Here is a 15741-nt window from a genome sequence, read left to right as displayed (position 1 = left end):
TCTCGCCACTCTCCTTGGGCGATCTGTGCTTGGCAATGACCGTCCGGGCGCCCTCTCCCGCCCGAACTGTCGAATGTGACGTTCGTCCTCCTTTTAACGGTACCAGACAAGTCAATTCGCCATGGCTGCGCATGCCGCGCGGCAGGAGTTCTATCTATGAAGAAACAAGTTATCGAATATGCAGGCGTTCCCGTCGGCATCGTCATCCCCGACGAAGACCGGCTGAAGTTCATCGCCGTCAAATTCCACGTCCACGACCTCGACGAGCAGCGTTTCGGCTCGCCGGATGAGGTCCGGCTGGCCATCCACGACCTGATGACCCGCCGTCATCCGAAGCCGATCCATGCCTGACGGCATGAGCTCGCCGCGTGTTTTCGCGGCTTTCCCGATGTCCGACCGGTCCCGTCCCATGGGGCCGGTCTTGTTTTTTGAGGGCAATTGCAGTCCTATCGGCCGCCTTTTCGTATAAGGACGCGCCCTTGCCCGATCTTCTCAACCTCATCACCGACATCGAAGGTGCTTCCGTCGGCCATGCGACCGATCTCGTGCTCGGCTCCGGCGTCACCGTCATCGTCTTCGACGAACCGGCCGTCGCCTCCGGCACGGTGCTCGGCGGCGCGCCGGGCGGGCGCGACACCAGCCTGCTCGACCCGTCGATGACCGTCAGCACCGTCGACGCCTTCGTGCTCTCCGGCGGCTCGGCCTTCGGGCTCGATGCCGCCGGCGGCGTGCAGGCGGGGCTGCGTGAGATCGGCCGTGGCTTTGCCGTCGGGCCGGTGCGCATCCCGATCGTCCCACAGGCGATCCTGATGGACCTGCTGAATGGTGGCGACAAGGATTGGGGGCTGCACGCGCCCTATCGCGACATGGGCTATCAGGCGTTGAAAGCAGCCGCCAAGGGCACATTCGCGCTCGGCACCGCAGGCGCCGGTACCGGGGCGACGACGGCCACTTTCAAGGGTGGGCTCGGCTCGGCCAGCGCCGTCAGCAGCGCCGGGCATCGCGTCGCAGCCATTGTCGCGGTCAATGCGCTGGGCTCGGCAACGATCGGCGACGGGCCGCATTTCTGGGCGGCACCTTTCGAGCAAGACGGCGAATTCGGCGGGCTCGGCATGCCTGCGGTGGCCGATCACAGGATGCGGCTCAAGGGCATGAACACGCCGGCGACGACGATAGGCGCCGTCGTCACCGACGCGCAGCTGACGAAGGCCGAGGCACACCGGCTTTCGCTGGCCGGCCATGACGGCTTTGCCCGGGCGCTGCTGCCGGCGCATCTGCCGCTCGACGGCGATACCGTCTTTGCCGCGTCGACGGCCAAGCATGCCAGGGACGACATGGCCAGCCTGATGGAGCTTTGCCACCTCGCCGCGATCGTCATGGCGCGGGCGATCGCCCGTGGTGTCCACGCGGCAACCGCTTTGCCGGTCGAGGGCGCGCAAAAGGCCTGGCGCGACCGCTACCCGAACGCCGATTGATTGGATAGGGTCAAAAGCCGGACAGGTCGAATAGGCCGAATGGCGGAGAGACGTGAATGCAGATCCGGGCGCTGATGTATTTCGACGAGCTGGTCAGGACCAATTCCATGCGCCAGGCGGCCGAGAACCTCAATGTCGCGCCGACGGCGATCAGCCGGCAGATCGAGAACCTCGAATATCATTTCGGCGCGCCGCTGGTCGAACGCAGCGCCCGCGGCGTCAAGCTGACGGCGGCCGGCGAGCTTCTCGCTGCGCGCGCCGGCCGGACGCTGCGCGAACTCGATCACGTGCAGCAGCTGATCGAAGACCTGAAGGGACTGCAGCGCGGCCGTGTCAGCATCTATGCCAATGGCGCCACCGTCGCCAATCTCCTGGCGCCGGCGCTTGCCGAATTCAGCCTGAAATATCCGCAGCTGCGTTTCACCGTGACGATCACCAGCGCGCGCCAAGCGGTCGATGCCGTCAACAGCGCCGAAGCCGATATTGCGGTGACGCTGTTTGCGCCCGTCATATCGGGCACCAAGGTGCGGCTGCGCTCCGAGATCGCCTATGATTTCATTGTCACACCGCAGCATCCGGCGGCGGCCCTTGCCGAAATCCCCATCCGGGAACTCGCCGATTACCCATTGGCGCTGCCGGATCAATCCTTCGGTTTCCGCCAGGCCTTCGATGCGCTGTTCGAGAAGGTGGGGCTCAGCCTCGATCCCGTCTTCGTCACCAGTTCGCTCGAAATGCTGAAGGAACTGGTGCTCAGCGGGACTGCGGCGACGCTGCTGCCGGCGCTGACCGTCCGCCGCGAAATCGAAGCGGGCCAGCTCCTGGCCATTCCGATTGCCGGCAAGACCGGCATCCGCACCCATGTCGATCTCTGCGTCGCGCCGGACCGGCAGCTGTCCTTTGCGGCGACGAAACTGCTCGACTTCATCGAGAGGTTCATGCGCGAGCGCACGAACGGCCGAGCCGGGACCAAAGACTGACGCTTCAAGCTTGCATTGCCCGCAAATTTCAGGTGTAGCTTTTTCGGCTACACCGAGCACACAAAATCGTCATTGTGTGTGCACTGCTATGGTGCAATCTATTCGCAAAGGCCTTCGTCATCGACGCACGGCCAGATAAGGGAACCATGATGAACAAGCTTTCGTTTGCGCCTTCGCGTTTCATCAGGCGGCTTTCCCTCGCTGCCGTGCTTGCGGCCGGTCTGGTGATGACGATCATGACGCCGGCGGAAGCGGCCAAGACCACCCTCACCCTCGGCATGAGCGTCGAGCCGGCCGGCCTCGACCCCACGATCGCGGCACCGGTCGCGATCGGCCAGGTGACCTGGCAGAATGTGTTCGAGGGGCTGGTGACGATCGACCAGGCCGGCAAGGTCCAGCCGCAACTGGCGAAAAGCTGGGAGATCTCTCCCGATGGCCTGACCTATACGTTCAAGCTGCAGACCGGCGTCAAATTCCACGACGGCGAGGCCTTCGATGCCGCGAGCGCCAAGTTTTCGCTCGACCGCGCCCGCGGCGCGGATTCGGTCAATCCGCAGAAGCGCTTCTTCGCCTCGATCGCCTCGATCGATACGCCCGATGCCGAAACCCTGGTGCTGCATCTCTCGGCGCCGACCGGCAGCCTGATCTACTGGCTAGGGTGGCCGGCCTCGGTGATGGTCGGGCCGAAGACGGCCGCCGACGACAAGGTGACGCCAATTGGCACCGGCCCCTTCAAATTCGCCAGCTGGGCGAAGGGCGACAGGGTCGAACTCGCCAGGAATGACGACTACTGGGACAAGGATGCGGCCGCCAAGCTCGACAAGGTGACCTTCCGCTTCATCGCCGATCCGCAGGCGCAGGCGGCGGCGCTGAAATCCGGCGACCTCGATGCCTTTCCGGAATTTGCCGCACCCGAGCTGATGAGTTCCTTCGACGGTGACACCAGGCTTATCACCAGGGTTGGCAATACCGAGCTCAAGGTCGTCGCCGGCATGAACAATGCCAGGAAGCCCTTCGACGACAAACGCGTCCGCCAGGCGCTGATGATGGCGATCGACCGCAAGACCGTGATCGAAGGCGCATGGTCCGGTCTCGGTACGCCGATCGGCAGCCATTATACGCCGAACGATCCAGGCTATCAGGATATGACCGGCGTGCTGCCCTACGACGTCGAGAAGGCGAAGGCACTGCTTACCGAGGCCGGTTACCCCAACGGCTTCACCTTCACGATCAAATCGCCGCAGATGGCTTATGCGCCGCGCAGTGCCCAGGTGATGCAGGCGATGTTTGCCGAGGTCGGCGTGACGATGAACATCGAGCCGACGGAGTTTCCGGCGAAATGGGTGCAGGACGTCATGAAGGATCGCAACTTCGACATGACGATCGTCGCCCATGCCGAACCGCTCGACATCGACATCTATGCGCGCGATCCCTACTATTTCAATTATAAGAACCCGGCCTTCGACGCGCTGATGAAGAAGGTCCAGGAGACGGCCGATCCTGTGGCGCAGAATGCGATCTATGGCGAGGCACAAAAGATCCTCGCCGTAGACGTGCCGGCGCTCTACCTTTTCGTCATGCCGAAACTCGGCGTCTGGGACAAAGGGCTGAAGGGGCTGTGGGAGAACGAGCCGATTCCTTCCAACGTGCTCTCGGGCGTTTACTGGGAGGAATGAGCGGTAGGCTCGGTAGGGATGCGATGAGGTGATGGCCTTGGAGAGATCCGACATGTATTTGGCCGATATGGCACGCAGCCCTCTCCCTCCCTCACCAGGCGAGGTCAATCCCAGCCGGCATTGTCTGGTTTCGCTGGCGGATGGTATTTCTGACATGGGCATCTGCGCCCTGATTGCCTCCTCCCGCCAACCCCACACTCCGTCATGCTCGGGCTTGACCCGAGCATCCAGACCACATCCATCAACATCCGTGGCATGGATCCCAGGCTCAAGGCCTGGGATGACGGAGAGTGGGGTTGTCGTTCTCGCCAAACTCGCCGCCGGCGCGTCGGGTGCTCCGTGTGAGGGCAAAGGGGGCGTTCCGCGTTCGGTTGCCGCCGTGTTCGACCCAATATGATCACCCTCCTCGCCCGCCACTTCATCGGCCTGCTCCTCACACTTTTCATCGTCTCGCTGCTGATCTTCGCGGTCATGGATCTCCTGCCGGGCGATCCCGCTTCGATCATGCTCGGCACCTCGGCAAGCCCGGAAACGCTGGCGGCGCTTCGGCATGAGCTCGGCCTCGACCAGCCGCTCATCCTGCGTTACGGGCGATGGCTGGCTGGCGTCCTGTCGGGGAATCTCGGCCAATCCTACACCTATGGCGTTCCGGTTGCCGGACTGATCGTGGAGCGGCTGGCGGTGACGCTGCCGCTGGCGCTGATGGCGATCGCGCTTTCGGTGGCGATCGCCTTGCCGCTCGGCGTGCTGGCCGCTTCCCGCCGCGGCGGCATCTTCGACGTCATCGCAACGTTGTTTTCGCAGATCAGCATCGCCGTGCCGGCCTTCTGGGTGGCCCTGCTCCTCATCATCCTGTTTTCGACGATGCTCGGGCTGATGCCGGCCGGCGGCTTCCCGGGCTGGAGCGCCGGTATTCTACAAGCATTACAGGCGCTTGTTATGCCGGCCGTCGCGCTGGCAATGCCGCAGGCGGGTGTGTTGACGCGTGTCGCACGTTCGGCGGTGCTCGACACGATGCATGAGGATTTTGCCCGCACGGCGGTAGCCAAGGGGCTGTCTCGTCATGCGGTGCTGTGGCGGCATATCGTGCCGAATGCGCTGATCCCGATCCTGACGATGATCGGGCTGCAGTTCACCTTTCTCGTCGCCGGCGCGGTGCTGGTGGAAAACGTCTTCAACCTGCCCGGTCTCGGGCGGCTCGCCGTTCAAGCGCTCTCCCAGCGCGATATTATCGTGATGCAGGATGTCGTGCTGTTCTTCGCAGCCCTCGTCATCGTGATCAATTTCATTGTCGATCTTTCCTATCTCGCGATCGATCCCAGGATGAGAAGGACGACTTGACGATGGCCTCGTTCTCATCCACCGCCATCGCCGGCCATCGGCGGTTTAAACTTAGTCGGCGAATAAATCTTGTTTCCGGAGCTGCGATCATCGGCCTGCTCGTTGCCATCGCACTGCTGTCGCTCATCTGGACGCCGCTGCCGCCGGCAAAAATGCAGATCGTGCATAAGCTCCAGCCGCCTCTCGCCTTCGGTCTGCTCGGCACCGATCAGTTCGGCCGTGACGTGCTTTCGATGCTGATGGCAGGCTGCTGGAACTCGCTGTCGATCGCCATCACGTCGGTCGTGATCGGCGGATCGCTCGGTTCGATCGCCGGCATTTCGGCGGCGGCGATCCGCGGTCCCTTCGAAACGCTGCTGATGCGCATCTGCGACGTCGTCTTCGCCCTGCCGCCGATCCTGTCGGCGATGATGCTCGGCGCCTTTCTCGGGCCCGGCCGACTGACCGCGATTGCCGCGATTGCCGTCTTCATGATTCCGGTCTTTGCCCGGGTGACGCTGGCAACGGCGCTGCAGGCCTGGAGCCGCGACTATGTGACGGCGGCGCGGGCGATCGGCAATACGCGCCTGACCATTTCACTGCGCCATGTGCTGCCGAATATCATCAGCCAGATCATTGTACACGGGGCGATCCAGCTGGGGCTGGCGATCCTGACCGAAGCGGGCCTCAGCTTTCTCGGGCTCGGCATGGCGCCGCCGGCGCCGACTTGGGGAAGGATGCTTGCCGATGCGCAGACCTATCTGGCGCTCGCCCCCTGGCTGGCGATCCTCCCCGGCCTTGCCATCGCGCTGACCGTCCTCGGCTTCAACATGCTGGGCGACGGGTTGCGCGATCTTCTCGACCCGCGCGAGGCGAGCCGCTGATGTCCTCCCGAAACCAACCGCCGAAGATCCGTGCCATGGCCGAAACCGACCTTACCATCCGCGAGCTCAGACGGCGCTTTGCCGATAAAAGTCTCTCCCCGCTCGAATACTGGCTCTCCCTCGAAGACCATATCGCCGCCTGGGAGCCGTCGATTTCCGCACTCTACCTCTACGATCCGGAAGCGGCGCGCGCGCAGGCGAAAGCTTCGACGGAGCGCTGGGCGAAGGGGCAAACGCTCGGTGCGCTCGACGGCATCCCGGTCACGCTGAAAGAGCTGATCGCAACGAAAGGCCAGCCAGTGCCGCTCGGTACCAGGGCGGTGGAGCTCAAAGCCGCCGAGGCCGACGCGCCGGCGGCCGCGCGGCTGCGGGAGGACGGCGCGGTGATCTTCGCCAAGACCACCTGCCCGGATTACGGCATGCTTTCCTCCGGGCTGTCGAGCTTTCATCCTCTCAGTCGCAATCCCTGGGACAGGACGCAGAATCCCGGCGGATCGAGCGCCGGCGCTGCCGCAGCGGCAGCGGCCGGCTATGGACCGCTGCATATCGGCACCGACATCGGCGGCTCGGTGCGGCTTCCGGCCGGCTGGACCGGCATCTTCGGCTTCAAGCCGAGCCACGGGCGCGTTCCCGCCGATCCCTATTATGTCGGGCGCTGCGTCGGCCCGATGACGCGCACGGTCGAGGATGCGGCCTTTTCGATGGCGACCCTGTCAAGGCCCGACTGGCGCGACGGCACCAGCCTGCCGCCGAACGATCTCGATTGGATGGATCTCAATATCGACATGTCGGGCATGAGGATCGGATTGATGCTTGATGCCGGCTGCGGCCTTGCGGTGGATGACGAGATCAGCGTTGCAGTGGAAGCAGCGGCAAAGCAGTTCGAACAGGCCGGGGCGGCCATTGTTTCGGCCGAACCGGTACTGACGCGCGCCATGCTTGATGGCCTGGACAAATTCTGGCGGTCCCGCCTCTGGGCCGACCTCGCAGAACTCGACGACAACAGGCGCGATAGCATCCTGCCCTATATAGGGGATTGGGCGAAGGGCGGCGCGGCCGTCAGCGGCGCCGACGCGGTCAGGGGGTTCAACCAGACGATCGAGATGAGGAAGAGCTGCGGCCGCCTCTTTACCGGGATCGACGCCCTGCTTTCGCCGACCAATCCGATTATCTCCTATCCGGCCGAATGGGCATCGCCGACCAACGATCCGACCCTGCCCTTCGAGCATATCGCTTTCACGGTGCCATGGAACATGTCGGAGCAGCCGGCCGCCTCGATCAATTGCGGCTTCTCCCGGTCGGGCATGCCGATCGGCCTGCAGATCGTCGGACCGCGTTTCGACGATCTCAGGGTGCTGAGGCTGTCGAAAGCCTTCGAGGCTCGGACCGGCGGCGTCAGATCCTGGCCGCGACCGCCGGTCACAGCATAACGCGGCGATAGCCGGTCGGCTGCTCATAGAGCCGCCCGATGCGGTCGACGGCAGCCTCGAAATTCTCGCGCGCCACCGTCATGCTGTGACCGTTGGCATGGAGGATTGTTTCCCCATCCTCGAACACGGCGACGTGCCCCTTCCAGAAGGCGAGGTCGCCGCGGCGGATTTCGGAGCGCTCAATCGGCTGGCCGAGACCGGTAGCCTGCATGTCGGTATCGCGCGGCGCTTGCCTGCCGACCATCAGCATCGCCAGCTGGACGAGGCCGGAGCAATCGATGCCGAGGCCGGAACGCCCGCCCCAGAGATAAGGCGTCTCCAGGAAACGGGCGGCAATATCGACGTAATCGCCGCCGTCGAGCGCGCCGATCGGCTGGACGTGGCGGGCAAAGATCGCCGTTCCGTCCTCAAGCACGAGATAATGATTGCCGCGCGTTTCCGCCTCGCCGGCGACATGGATGCGGCTTCCCATCGACAGGATGGCGCGGTGGGGTTTGCGCAGTTCCGGTTCCGGATAGAGGAAGGTGCGCGGCACGGTGACGATATGGGTCGGCGCAGGCCTGCCTTCAGAAAGCGCCTCGGCGGGAAGATAACCAACATAACCGTCCGAAGCCGCTTTCACCCAGCACCAGCCGTCGGCGCGATCGAAAACCGTCACTGCCTCGCCGAGGAGCAGTTCGGTATCGATTCCGCGGGCAAGCTCGGGCGCAGGGCGCAGGGCGACGACCGGTACGGAAACCCGCGCCGGGACACCTTCCACAAAGCGCGACGCCTCCACCTTGCCTTCGAGCTCCGCTTCCGCGAGATCCGGCCTATAGGCGTGCAGGCGGCGGTCGAGCATCGTCATTTGCGCTCCTTTCAGATCGGCAGCCGGCGGCCCTGGTCCCGGACGAGATCGCCGAGCTTTTCCAGATAAAGCGCGCCGCCGACGGTCCGCTTGATGACCACATTGCGCCGGTCGGCATCGTCGCGCACGCGGTCGACTAGGCCCATCTCCCCCATCGTATCCAAGGCGCGGGTGATGACCGGTTTGGTGACGTTGAGGGTGGCGGCAAGCCCGCGCACGGTATGGGGCGGCGGCACCAGATAAATATGCAGCAGGATCGCCATCTGGCGCAATGTCAAATCGCGGTCGTCATGGCGGACCTGATCGAGCGCCACGCCATGCCAGAGCCCCAGCGCCTGCGAAGCGGTCAGTTCGATCGGCACGGCCCCTCCGGAAAATCGTTACGCTAGCGTTTCATTTTCCGGCAGTTGCCGTGGACATGCAAGAGGTGGCGGGAACTGCCGGCCGGCAGGGTGAATAAAATTTTAACGATCGACAGTGAAGCGCCACCCGTGAACCGGCGGCGAGCCCTCGCTGGCATCGGTCAGCGCAGGCTGCCGCGGATATGATGATAAAGCGCGCGGATCGCCTGTGCTTCGCCGCCGCCCGGCGAATGCGGCCGTTCGGACTGGGCCCAACCGTAAATGTCGAAATGCACCCAGCTCTTGGCCTTGCCGACGAAACGCTTGAGGAAAAGTGCGGCGGTGATCGATCCCGCCATGCCGCCGGCCGGCGCATTGGTCAGGTCGGCGAATTTCGTGCGGATGTCTTTTTCATAGCCGGCGTAGAGCGGCAGACGCCAGATCGGATCGTCCGTTTCCAGGCTGGCTTCGGTCAGATCATGTGCAAGATTGGCATCGTCGGTGAAGAAGGGCGGGAGATCCGGACCCAGGGCAACGCGGGCTGCACCCGTCAGCGTCGCCATGTCGATCAGGAGTTCGGGCTCCTCCTCGTCGGCATAGGCAAGCGCATCAGCCAGGATCAGCCGACCTTCGGCGTCGGTATTGTCGATCTGGACGGTCAAGCCTTTGCGGCTGCGGTAGATGTCGCCGGGGCGGAAGGCATTGGAGGAGATGGCGTTTTCGACGACGGGCACGATGACGCGCAGATCGACCTTCAGCTTGGCGTCCATGATCATCAGGGCCAGCCCCATGACATTCGCCGCGCCGCCCATGTCCTTCTTCATCAAGAGCATCGAGGCGGCAGGCTTGATGTCGAGACCGCCGGTATCGAAGCAGACGCCCTTGCCAACGAGCGTCACCTTGCGCTGGCCTTTCTTGCCCCAGCGCAGTTCAAGAAGGCGCGGCGCATCGGCGCTGGCGCGGCCGACGGTGTGGACGAGCGGGAAGTTCTGCTGGAGCAGCTCGTCGCCCTTCACGACCGATACCTCCGCCTTGTAATGGGCGGCAAGGCCGCGGAAGGCGGCCTCGAGCTGGTCCGGCCCCATATCGTTCGTCGGCGTATTGATGAGATCGCGGGCAAGAAAGACGCCTGCGAGCTGGCGCTTGATATCGGCGCCGTCGGCGTCGCGCGGAATGAGCATCGTCGCCGCCGGCGATTTTTCCGATTTGTAGCGGTCGAAACGATAGCTGCCGAGCCCGAAGCCGAGGGCCAGGCGATTTGCCGTCAACGGCGCGGTCTCGATGTGCCAATCGCCGGCCGGCAGCGCGCGGGCGAGCTTGCCGGTGATGTAAGGCTGTTCGGACGGATTGGTGCCGAGGCCGAACAGCGCGCCCCCTAGATGGCCGTCGGCCGTGGGGATCAACAGCAGTGACCCGCTTTCGGCCTTGAAGCCCGCTTTTTTCGCCCAATCGAGTGCGATCGGTTCGATCGTGCCCGTCTCGATATGGGCAGGCGTGACGGCGAAGATCGGCAGTGTCGAACCGCCCTTCGTGTTGAAAGGGGTCGGTCTCTCGATGAACTGATAGGGGGCCATGATTGTCCTTCGGCGCTCGTCAGGAATCGTTCCTTAACGGTCTGTTAGGGTTAACAGACTATTGCTGGAGCGAAGATTGCGTCAAAACCTTTCCCTGTTCCGCTTCGAGGTCAGGCGCCGATTTCGAATCCAGGAACGCGTCATGCCTGCCTCGCTCACCACCCTATCCACGAATCGTATTCTGCAGGGCGCTGCAGCATCGCTGATCGTCCTTGCGCTAGCCGGCTGTTCGACGACGACCAAGGACCGAATGACGACAGGCTCGGTGCCGAAACTGACCAAGCCGGTCGAAGAGATGAACGCCACAGAGCTGCGCTCGGCAACGGACCGACTCGGCCAGGCCTATGAAAAGAATCCGCGCGATCCCGTCACCGGCGTCAGCTATGCCAACCTGCTGCGCATGAACGGGCGCGACGCGCAGGCGCTCGCCGTCATGCAGCAGGTGGCGATCGCCAATCCCGCCGACCGGAACGTGCTGGCGGCCTATGGCAAGGCGCAGGCGGCGGCCGGCCAGTTCCAGCAGGCGCTCGACACGATCGGCCGCGCCCAGACACCGGATCGTCCTGACTGGAAGCTGATCTCGGCCGAAGGCGCGATCCTCGACCAGATGGGCAAGGCAAGCGAGGCAAGGCAGCGCTACCGCGACGCGCTCGACATTCAACCGAACGAGCCGTCCATCCTTTCCAACCTCGGCATGTCCTACGTGCTGACCGGCGACCTGCGCACCGCCGAAACCTATTTGCGCTCCGCCGCCAGCCAGCCGACCGCAGACAGCCGCGTGCGGCAGAATCTCGCCCTCGTCGTCGGCTTGCAGGGGCGCTTCCCGGAAGCCGAACAAATCGCGCGGCGCGAACTTTCGCCGCAACAGGCCGATGCCAATGTCGCCTATCTCAGAGGCATGCTCTCGCAGCAGAATTCCTGGCAGAAGCTCGCCGCCAAGGACAACACGCCGGCCACGGCGGACGGCAGCAATACCAACTGAACGAATGATCCAGGCTGATGTTGTCCGCTTCAGCGGGTGCTGAGCCCCGACAGAATGAGGCGAAGGCCAAGGCCGCCCATGACGGCGCCGGCGGTGCGGTCGATCCAAGTCTTGGCATGGAGATAGAGCCGCCGCGGGTGGCGCGCCGAAAAGGCAAGCGCCACGATCGAATACCACCCCGCCTCCACGGCAAAGACACCGAAGGGCAGCGCGATGATCAGATCAAGAGGTACAGTTCTCGGCAAAAGCGCGGCAAAGAGGCTGGCATAGACGATGATGGTCTTGGGATTGCTGAGTTGAGTGAGCAAGGCGGTCATGAAGCTGCGCATCGGCGCGCGACGGTCATTGACCTCATCGGAAACCTCGAGCGGCTCAGCAGCGCCCCTCCAGATATTGACGGCGATGTAAAATAGATAGGCACCGCCTGCGATCTTCAGCAGGACATAGAGCCATTGGAACTGCGATAGCAGCGCCGTCAGGCCGGCCAGCGCCAGCACGGCAAAAATGACGCCGCCGGCGCCCATGCCGAGCGCGGCGGCAAAACCGTCCAGCCGGGAACGTGAAATGGCGATCCTGGAGACGACGACGAAGCTCGGGCCGGGGCTCATCGCGCCGACGACCAGAGCTGCCATGATGCTGATGAAAATGCCCGTAGACGACATCGCAACCTTCCTTCGGGATTGAACCTTCCCTTTAGCAGCAATGCCGGCCCCGGTCACGCGCAGCCGTCAGAACTTGTCCGCCACCTGGATGCCGGCCGGGCCGAGGATGACGGCGATCAGCACTGGCAGGAAAAAGAGGATCATCGGCACCGTCAGTTTCGGCGGCAGCGCGGCGGCCTTCTTTTCCGCTTCGTTCATGCGCTCGTCGCGTCCTTCCTGGGCGAGGACGCGCAGCGCCTGCGCAACCGGCGTGCCGTAACGATCGGCCTGGATCAGCGCCTGGGTCACCGAGCGGACCAGTTCGATCTGCGTGCGCGTCGCAAGATTTTCGAGCGCCACGCGGCGATCCGGCAGGAAAGAGAGCTCGGCCGTGGTCAGCACCATTTCCTCGGCGAGCGGCGGCGACTGCTCGCCGAGCTCTTCGGAGACGCGGCGCATCGCCGCCTCGATCGAGATGCCGGATTCGACGCAGATCAGCATCAGGTCCAGCGCATCCGGCCAGGCGCGTTTGATCGAGTGCTGACGCTTGCTCATGCGGTTCGAGATATAGATGTTCGGCGCGTAAAAACCGAGATAACCGATGCCGATGACGGCAAAGAGGCGGATGGGCATGCCCCTTTCGGCAAGGTTGCCGAGGACGAAGACCCAGAAAGCGGCCAGCGCCAGGAAAAGAAAGGGCAGCAGGAAGCGCGCGACGAGGAAGGTATTCAGCGCGTTCTCCGAGCGAAAACCGGCAGCACGCAGCTTGTTGACCGTATTTTCGTCGACGAGCGCCTGGCGCAGGTTGAAGCGCTCGACGATCTGGCGGACCGAGCGGTTGTTCTGGTTGCGGAGTGACGCCTTGCCGGCGCCGGGTTCCGTATTCATGCGGGCGCGTTCGCGGGCGCGGATCTGCTCCCGCTCGGTCGAGACGGCCTTCATTCGCTTGTTGAGATCGCCGCGCTCGAAGAAGGGGATGGCGATCGTGTAAAATGTGGCGAAGACGGCGATCGCGACGAAGACGGCGATCAGCATGCTCGGGTTGGTCAGCGTTGCGGCGAGGTCCTGCGACATGGTGCTTCCTTCCGCTAGATGTCAAAATTGACCATGTTGCGCATGACAAAGATGCCGATCGACATCCAGATCGCCGAGACACCCATGATGAAATGGCCGCGCGGATCGGTAAAAAGGATCATCATGTAGTTCGGTGACGTCAGGTAGACGAGGGTCGCGACAATAAAGGGCAGCGCGCCGATGATGACGGCCGACGCCTTGGCTTCCATCGACAGCGCCGAAACCTTGGCCTTCATCTTCCGGCGCTCGCGCAGAACCTTGGAGAGGTTGCCGATCGCTTCCGACAGATTGCCACCGGCCTGCGACTGGATGGCGATGACAATCGCGAAGAAATTGACTTCCTGGAGCGGCATGTGGAGTGTCATGCGGGCGCAGGCGTCGGGAATGCTGAGGCCCACCTGCTGTGCCTCGATCACCCGGCGGAACTCGCTCTTGACCGGCTCGGTGCCTTCGGTTGCGATCAGGCGGATCGCATCGTTGAGCGGCAGACCCGATTTGATCGAGCGGGTGATGACGTCGAGCGCATTGGGGAGCTCGTTGAGGAATTTGGTCTGGCGGCGCTTGATGAGGAAGCCGACGATCCAGCGCGGCAGTCCGAGACCGGCAACGACGGCAACACCGATCATCACCATCCACGATGCGCCGAGGACGAAGGCCACGAGCAGCAGCACCGAGGCGAAGATGATACTGAAGAGATAGAATCTTCCCAAGCTTATCGGCAGGCCGGCCTGCACCAGCCGGGATTTCATCGACAGGGTCTTCCGGGTCTTTTCGTGCTGGCGCTTTTCCAGATCCTTCAGATTGTCCTGCACCGACTTGCGTCGCTTTGACAGTTCCTGCACCCGGTCGCGGGCAGCCTTGACCTTGGCGCGGTCGACCTCGGCCGATTTGACACGGTTGATGCGGCTTGCCGATTTCTTGTCGGCCTCGATCCGGGAAAACATCAGGGCATAGGCGACCGCCGCCGCGGAGACCGCAGCGAGGACGACGATTGCCAGGACTACCGGATCGAACCCGAACATCACTCCTATTCCTTCGTTTTCGCTTCCATCGCGTCGAGGGCGGCGGCCAGGCGCTTTTCCTCGTTGAAGTAACGAGCCCGATCCCAGAAATGCGGCTTGCCGACGCCGGTCGACATGTGCCGGCCGATCAGGCGGCCGCCTGCATCCTCGCCTTCGATCTCGTAGCGCATCAGGTCCTGGGTGATGATGACGTCGCCTTCCATGCCGATCACCTCGGTGATCTGGGTGATGCGGCGCGAGCCGTCGCGCAGGCGTGCCGCCTGGATGATGACGTCGACCGAGGTGGAGATGATCTCGCGCACCGTCTTTGCCGGCAGCGAGAAGCCGCCCATGGCGATCATCGATTCGATACGGCTCAGGCATTCGCGCGGCGTGTTGGCGTGGATCGTGCCCATCGAGCCGTCGTGACCGGTGTTCATCGCCTGTAAGAGGTCGAAGACTTCAGGTCCGCGCACTTCGCCGACGATGATGCGTTCGGGGCGCATACGCAGGCAGTTCTTGACGAGATCGCGCATGGTGATCTCGCCCTCGCCCTCGATATTCGGCGGGCGTGTTTCCAAACGCACGACATGAGGCTGCTGCAGTTGCAGTTCGGCAGTGTCCTCGCAGGTGATGACGCGCTCGTCGCGGTCGATATAGTTGGTGAGGCAGTTCAGGAGGGTCGTTTTGCCCGAGCCCGTGCCGCCGGAGATGATGACGTTGCAGCGTACGCGCCCGATGATCTGCAGCACGGTTGCGCCTTCCGGCGTGATCGCGCCGAAACGGACGAGCTGATCGAGCGTCAGCTTGTCCTTCTTGAACTTGCGGATGGTCAGCGCCGGCCCGTCTATCGACAACGGCGGCGCGATGACGTTGACGCGCGAACCGTCGGGCAGGCGCGCGTCGCAGATCGGGCTCGATTCGTCGACGCGGCGGCCGACCTGGCTGACAATGCGCTGACAGATGGAGAGAAGCTGTGCATTGTCGCGAAACCGGATTTCCGATTCGATCGTCTTGCCACCGACTTCGATGAAGGTCTGGCCGGCACCGTTGACCATGATGTCGGCGATATCGTCGCGCGCCAGCAGCGGCTCCAGCGGGCCGTAGCCAAGGACGTCGTTGCAGATATCTTCGAGCAGCTCTTCCTGCTCGGAGATCGACATCGCGAAATTCTTGATGGTGATGATGTCGTTGACGATGTCGCGGATTTCCTCGCGCGCGCTTTCGCCGTCGAGCTTGGAAAGCTGCGAGAGATCGATCGTATCGATCAGTGCGGAAAACACCTGCTGTTTGGTGTCATAATATTCGTCGGTGCGAACCGGCCGCTTGCGCGGCGGAGCCTGCATCGGCGGCGGCGTCACCTGCTGGCGCTGTGGCTCGCGCGAAGGTTCGACCAAAATGGAGGGCGAGGAGGCCACGGGCGCGGCGGCGGCCGGAGCCGGCGGCGGTGGCGCGATCGCGCCCCCAGCCTTTCCGAAACCTTCGTTTCCGCGTTTTCCAAACATGCCGCTTAATCCAA

At 63.5% G+C, this 15741-nt stretch carries 15 protein-coding genes; 8 read left to right on the top strand and 7 right to left on the bottom strand.

Features of this window, described 5'->3' with window-relative positions; all coding sequences use genetic code 11:
• Positions 1–156 precede the first annotated feature (156 nt).
• The 7 genes from J0663_RS09800 (at position 157) to J0663_RS09770 (ending at position 7762) form a co-directional block, all read left to right on the top strand.
• Positions 157–351, top strand: a complete 195-nt coding sequence (locus tag J0663_RS09800) for a hypothetical protein (RefSeq protein WP_064707634.1) — start codon at positions 157–159, stop codon at positions 349–351.
• A gap of 128 nt (positions 352–479) precedes the next feature.
• The gene (locus tag J0663_RS09795) at positions 480–1475 is read left to right on the top strand and encodes a P1 family peptidase (RefSeq protein WP_207244191.1); all 996 of its coding nucleotides are present in this window, start codon (positions 480–482) and stop codon (positions 1473–1475) included.
• 56 nt (positions 1476–1531) lie between these two features.
• Positions 1532–2452 carry a LysR family transcriptional regulator gene (locus tag J0663_RS09790; RefSeq protein ID WP_207244190.1) on the top strand — a complete coding sequence of 307 codons (921 nt, stop codon included), beginning with the start codon at positions 1532–1534 and terminating at the stop codon, positions 2450–2452.
• Between the two features lie 149 nt (positions 2453–2601).
• On the top strand, positions 2602–4128 hold the full coding sequence (locus J0663_RS09785) for an ABC transporter substrate-binding protein (protein ID WP_207244189.1): 1527 nt from the start codon (positions 2602–2604) through the stop codon (positions 4126–4128).
• Between the two features lie 393 nt (positions 4129–4521).
• A complete protein-coding gene (locus J0663_RS09780) occupies positions 4522–5469 on the top strand; it encodes an ABC transporter permease (protein ID WP_207244188.1) in 948 nt (315 codons plus the stop codon).
• Positions 5470–5471: 2 nt separating this feature from the next.
• On the top strand, positions 5472–6332 hold the full coding sequence (locus J0663_RS09775) for an ABC transporter permease (protein ID WP_207244187.1): 861 nt from the start codon (positions 5472–5474) through the stop codon (positions 6330–6332).
• A gap of 35 nt (positions 6333–6367) precedes the next feature.
• Entirely contained in the window at positions 6368–7762 is a 1395-nt protein-coding gene (locus tag J0663_RS09770) for an amidase (protein ID WP_207244470.1), read from the top strand.
• Here J0663_RS09770 and J0663_RS09765 read toward each other — a convergent pair.
• From J0663_RS09765 to J0663_RS09755, 3 genes are all read right to left on the bottom strand, one after another.
• On the bottom strand, positions 7752–8609 hold the full coding sequence (locus tag J0663_RS09765) for a C40 family peptidase (RefSeq protein ID WP_207244186.1): 858 nt from the start codon (positions 8607–8609) through the stop codon (positions 7752–7754). The genes J0663_RS09770 and J0663_RS09765 overlap by 11 nt on opposite strands.
• A gap of 11 nt (positions 8610–8620) precedes the next feature.
• Positions 8621–8971, bottom strand: coding sequence for a MarR family transcriptional regulator (locus J0663_RS09760; RefSeq protein ID WP_207244185.1), 351 nt, complete (start codon positions 8969–8971; stop codon positions 8621–8623).
• Positions 8972–9132: 161 nt separating this feature from the next.
• Entirely contained in the window at positions 9133–10524 is a 1392-nt protein-coding gene (locus J0663_RS09755; protein ID WP_207244184.1) for a leucyl aminopeptidase family protein, read from the bottom strand.
• 142 nt (positions 10525–10666) lie between these two features.
• Here J0663_RS09755 and J0663_RS09750 point away from each other — a divergent pair, with 142 nt between their 5' ends.
• Positions 10667–11506, top strand: coding sequence for a tetratricopeptide repeat protein (locus J0663_RS09750; RefSeq protein ID WP_207244183.1), 840 nt, complete (start codon positions 10667–10669; stop codon positions 11504–11506).
• A gap of 29 nt (positions 11507–11535) precedes the next feature.
• On the opposite strand, the gene J0663_RS09745 is transcribed toward J0663_RS09750, so the two are convergent.
• The 4 genes from J0663_RS09745 to J0663_RS09730 all read right to left on the bottom strand — a co-directional run bounded on the left by J0663_RS09745 (position 11536) and on the right by J0663_RS09730 (position 15727).
• A complete protein-coding gene (locus J0663_RS09745) occupies positions 11536–12168 on the bottom strand; it encodes a LysE family translocator (protein WP_207244182.1) in 633 nt (210 codons plus the stop codon).
• A gap of 66 nt (positions 12169–12234) precedes the next feature.
• Positions 12235–13221: a type II secretion system F family protein gene (locus J0663_RS09740; protein ID WP_207244181.1), complete on the bottom strand. Its 987-nt coding sequence runs from the start codon at positions 13219–13221 to the stop codon at positions 12235–12237.
• Between the two features lie 14 nt (positions 13222–13235).
• Entirely contained in the window at positions 13236–14243 is a 1008-nt protein-coding gene (locus J0663_RS09735) for a type II secretion system F family protein (RefSeq protein WP_207244180.1), read from the bottom strand.
• Positions 14244–14248: 5 nt separating this feature from the next.
• Entirely contained in the window at positions 14249–15727 is a 1479-nt protein-coding gene (locus J0663_RS09730) for a TadA family conjugal transfer-associated ATPase (RefSeq protein WP_207244179.1), read from the bottom strand.
• Between the last annotated feature and the right edge of the window lie 14 nt (positions 15728–15741).

This window comes from Rhizobium lentis (assembly GCF_017352135.1).
In the GTDB taxonomy this organism is placed as follows: Bacteria; Pseudomonadota; Alphaproteobacteria; order Rhizobiales; family Rhizobiaceae; genus Rhizobium; species Rhizobium lentis.
This window is presented reverse-complemented; position numbering and strand designations above follow the sequence as displayed.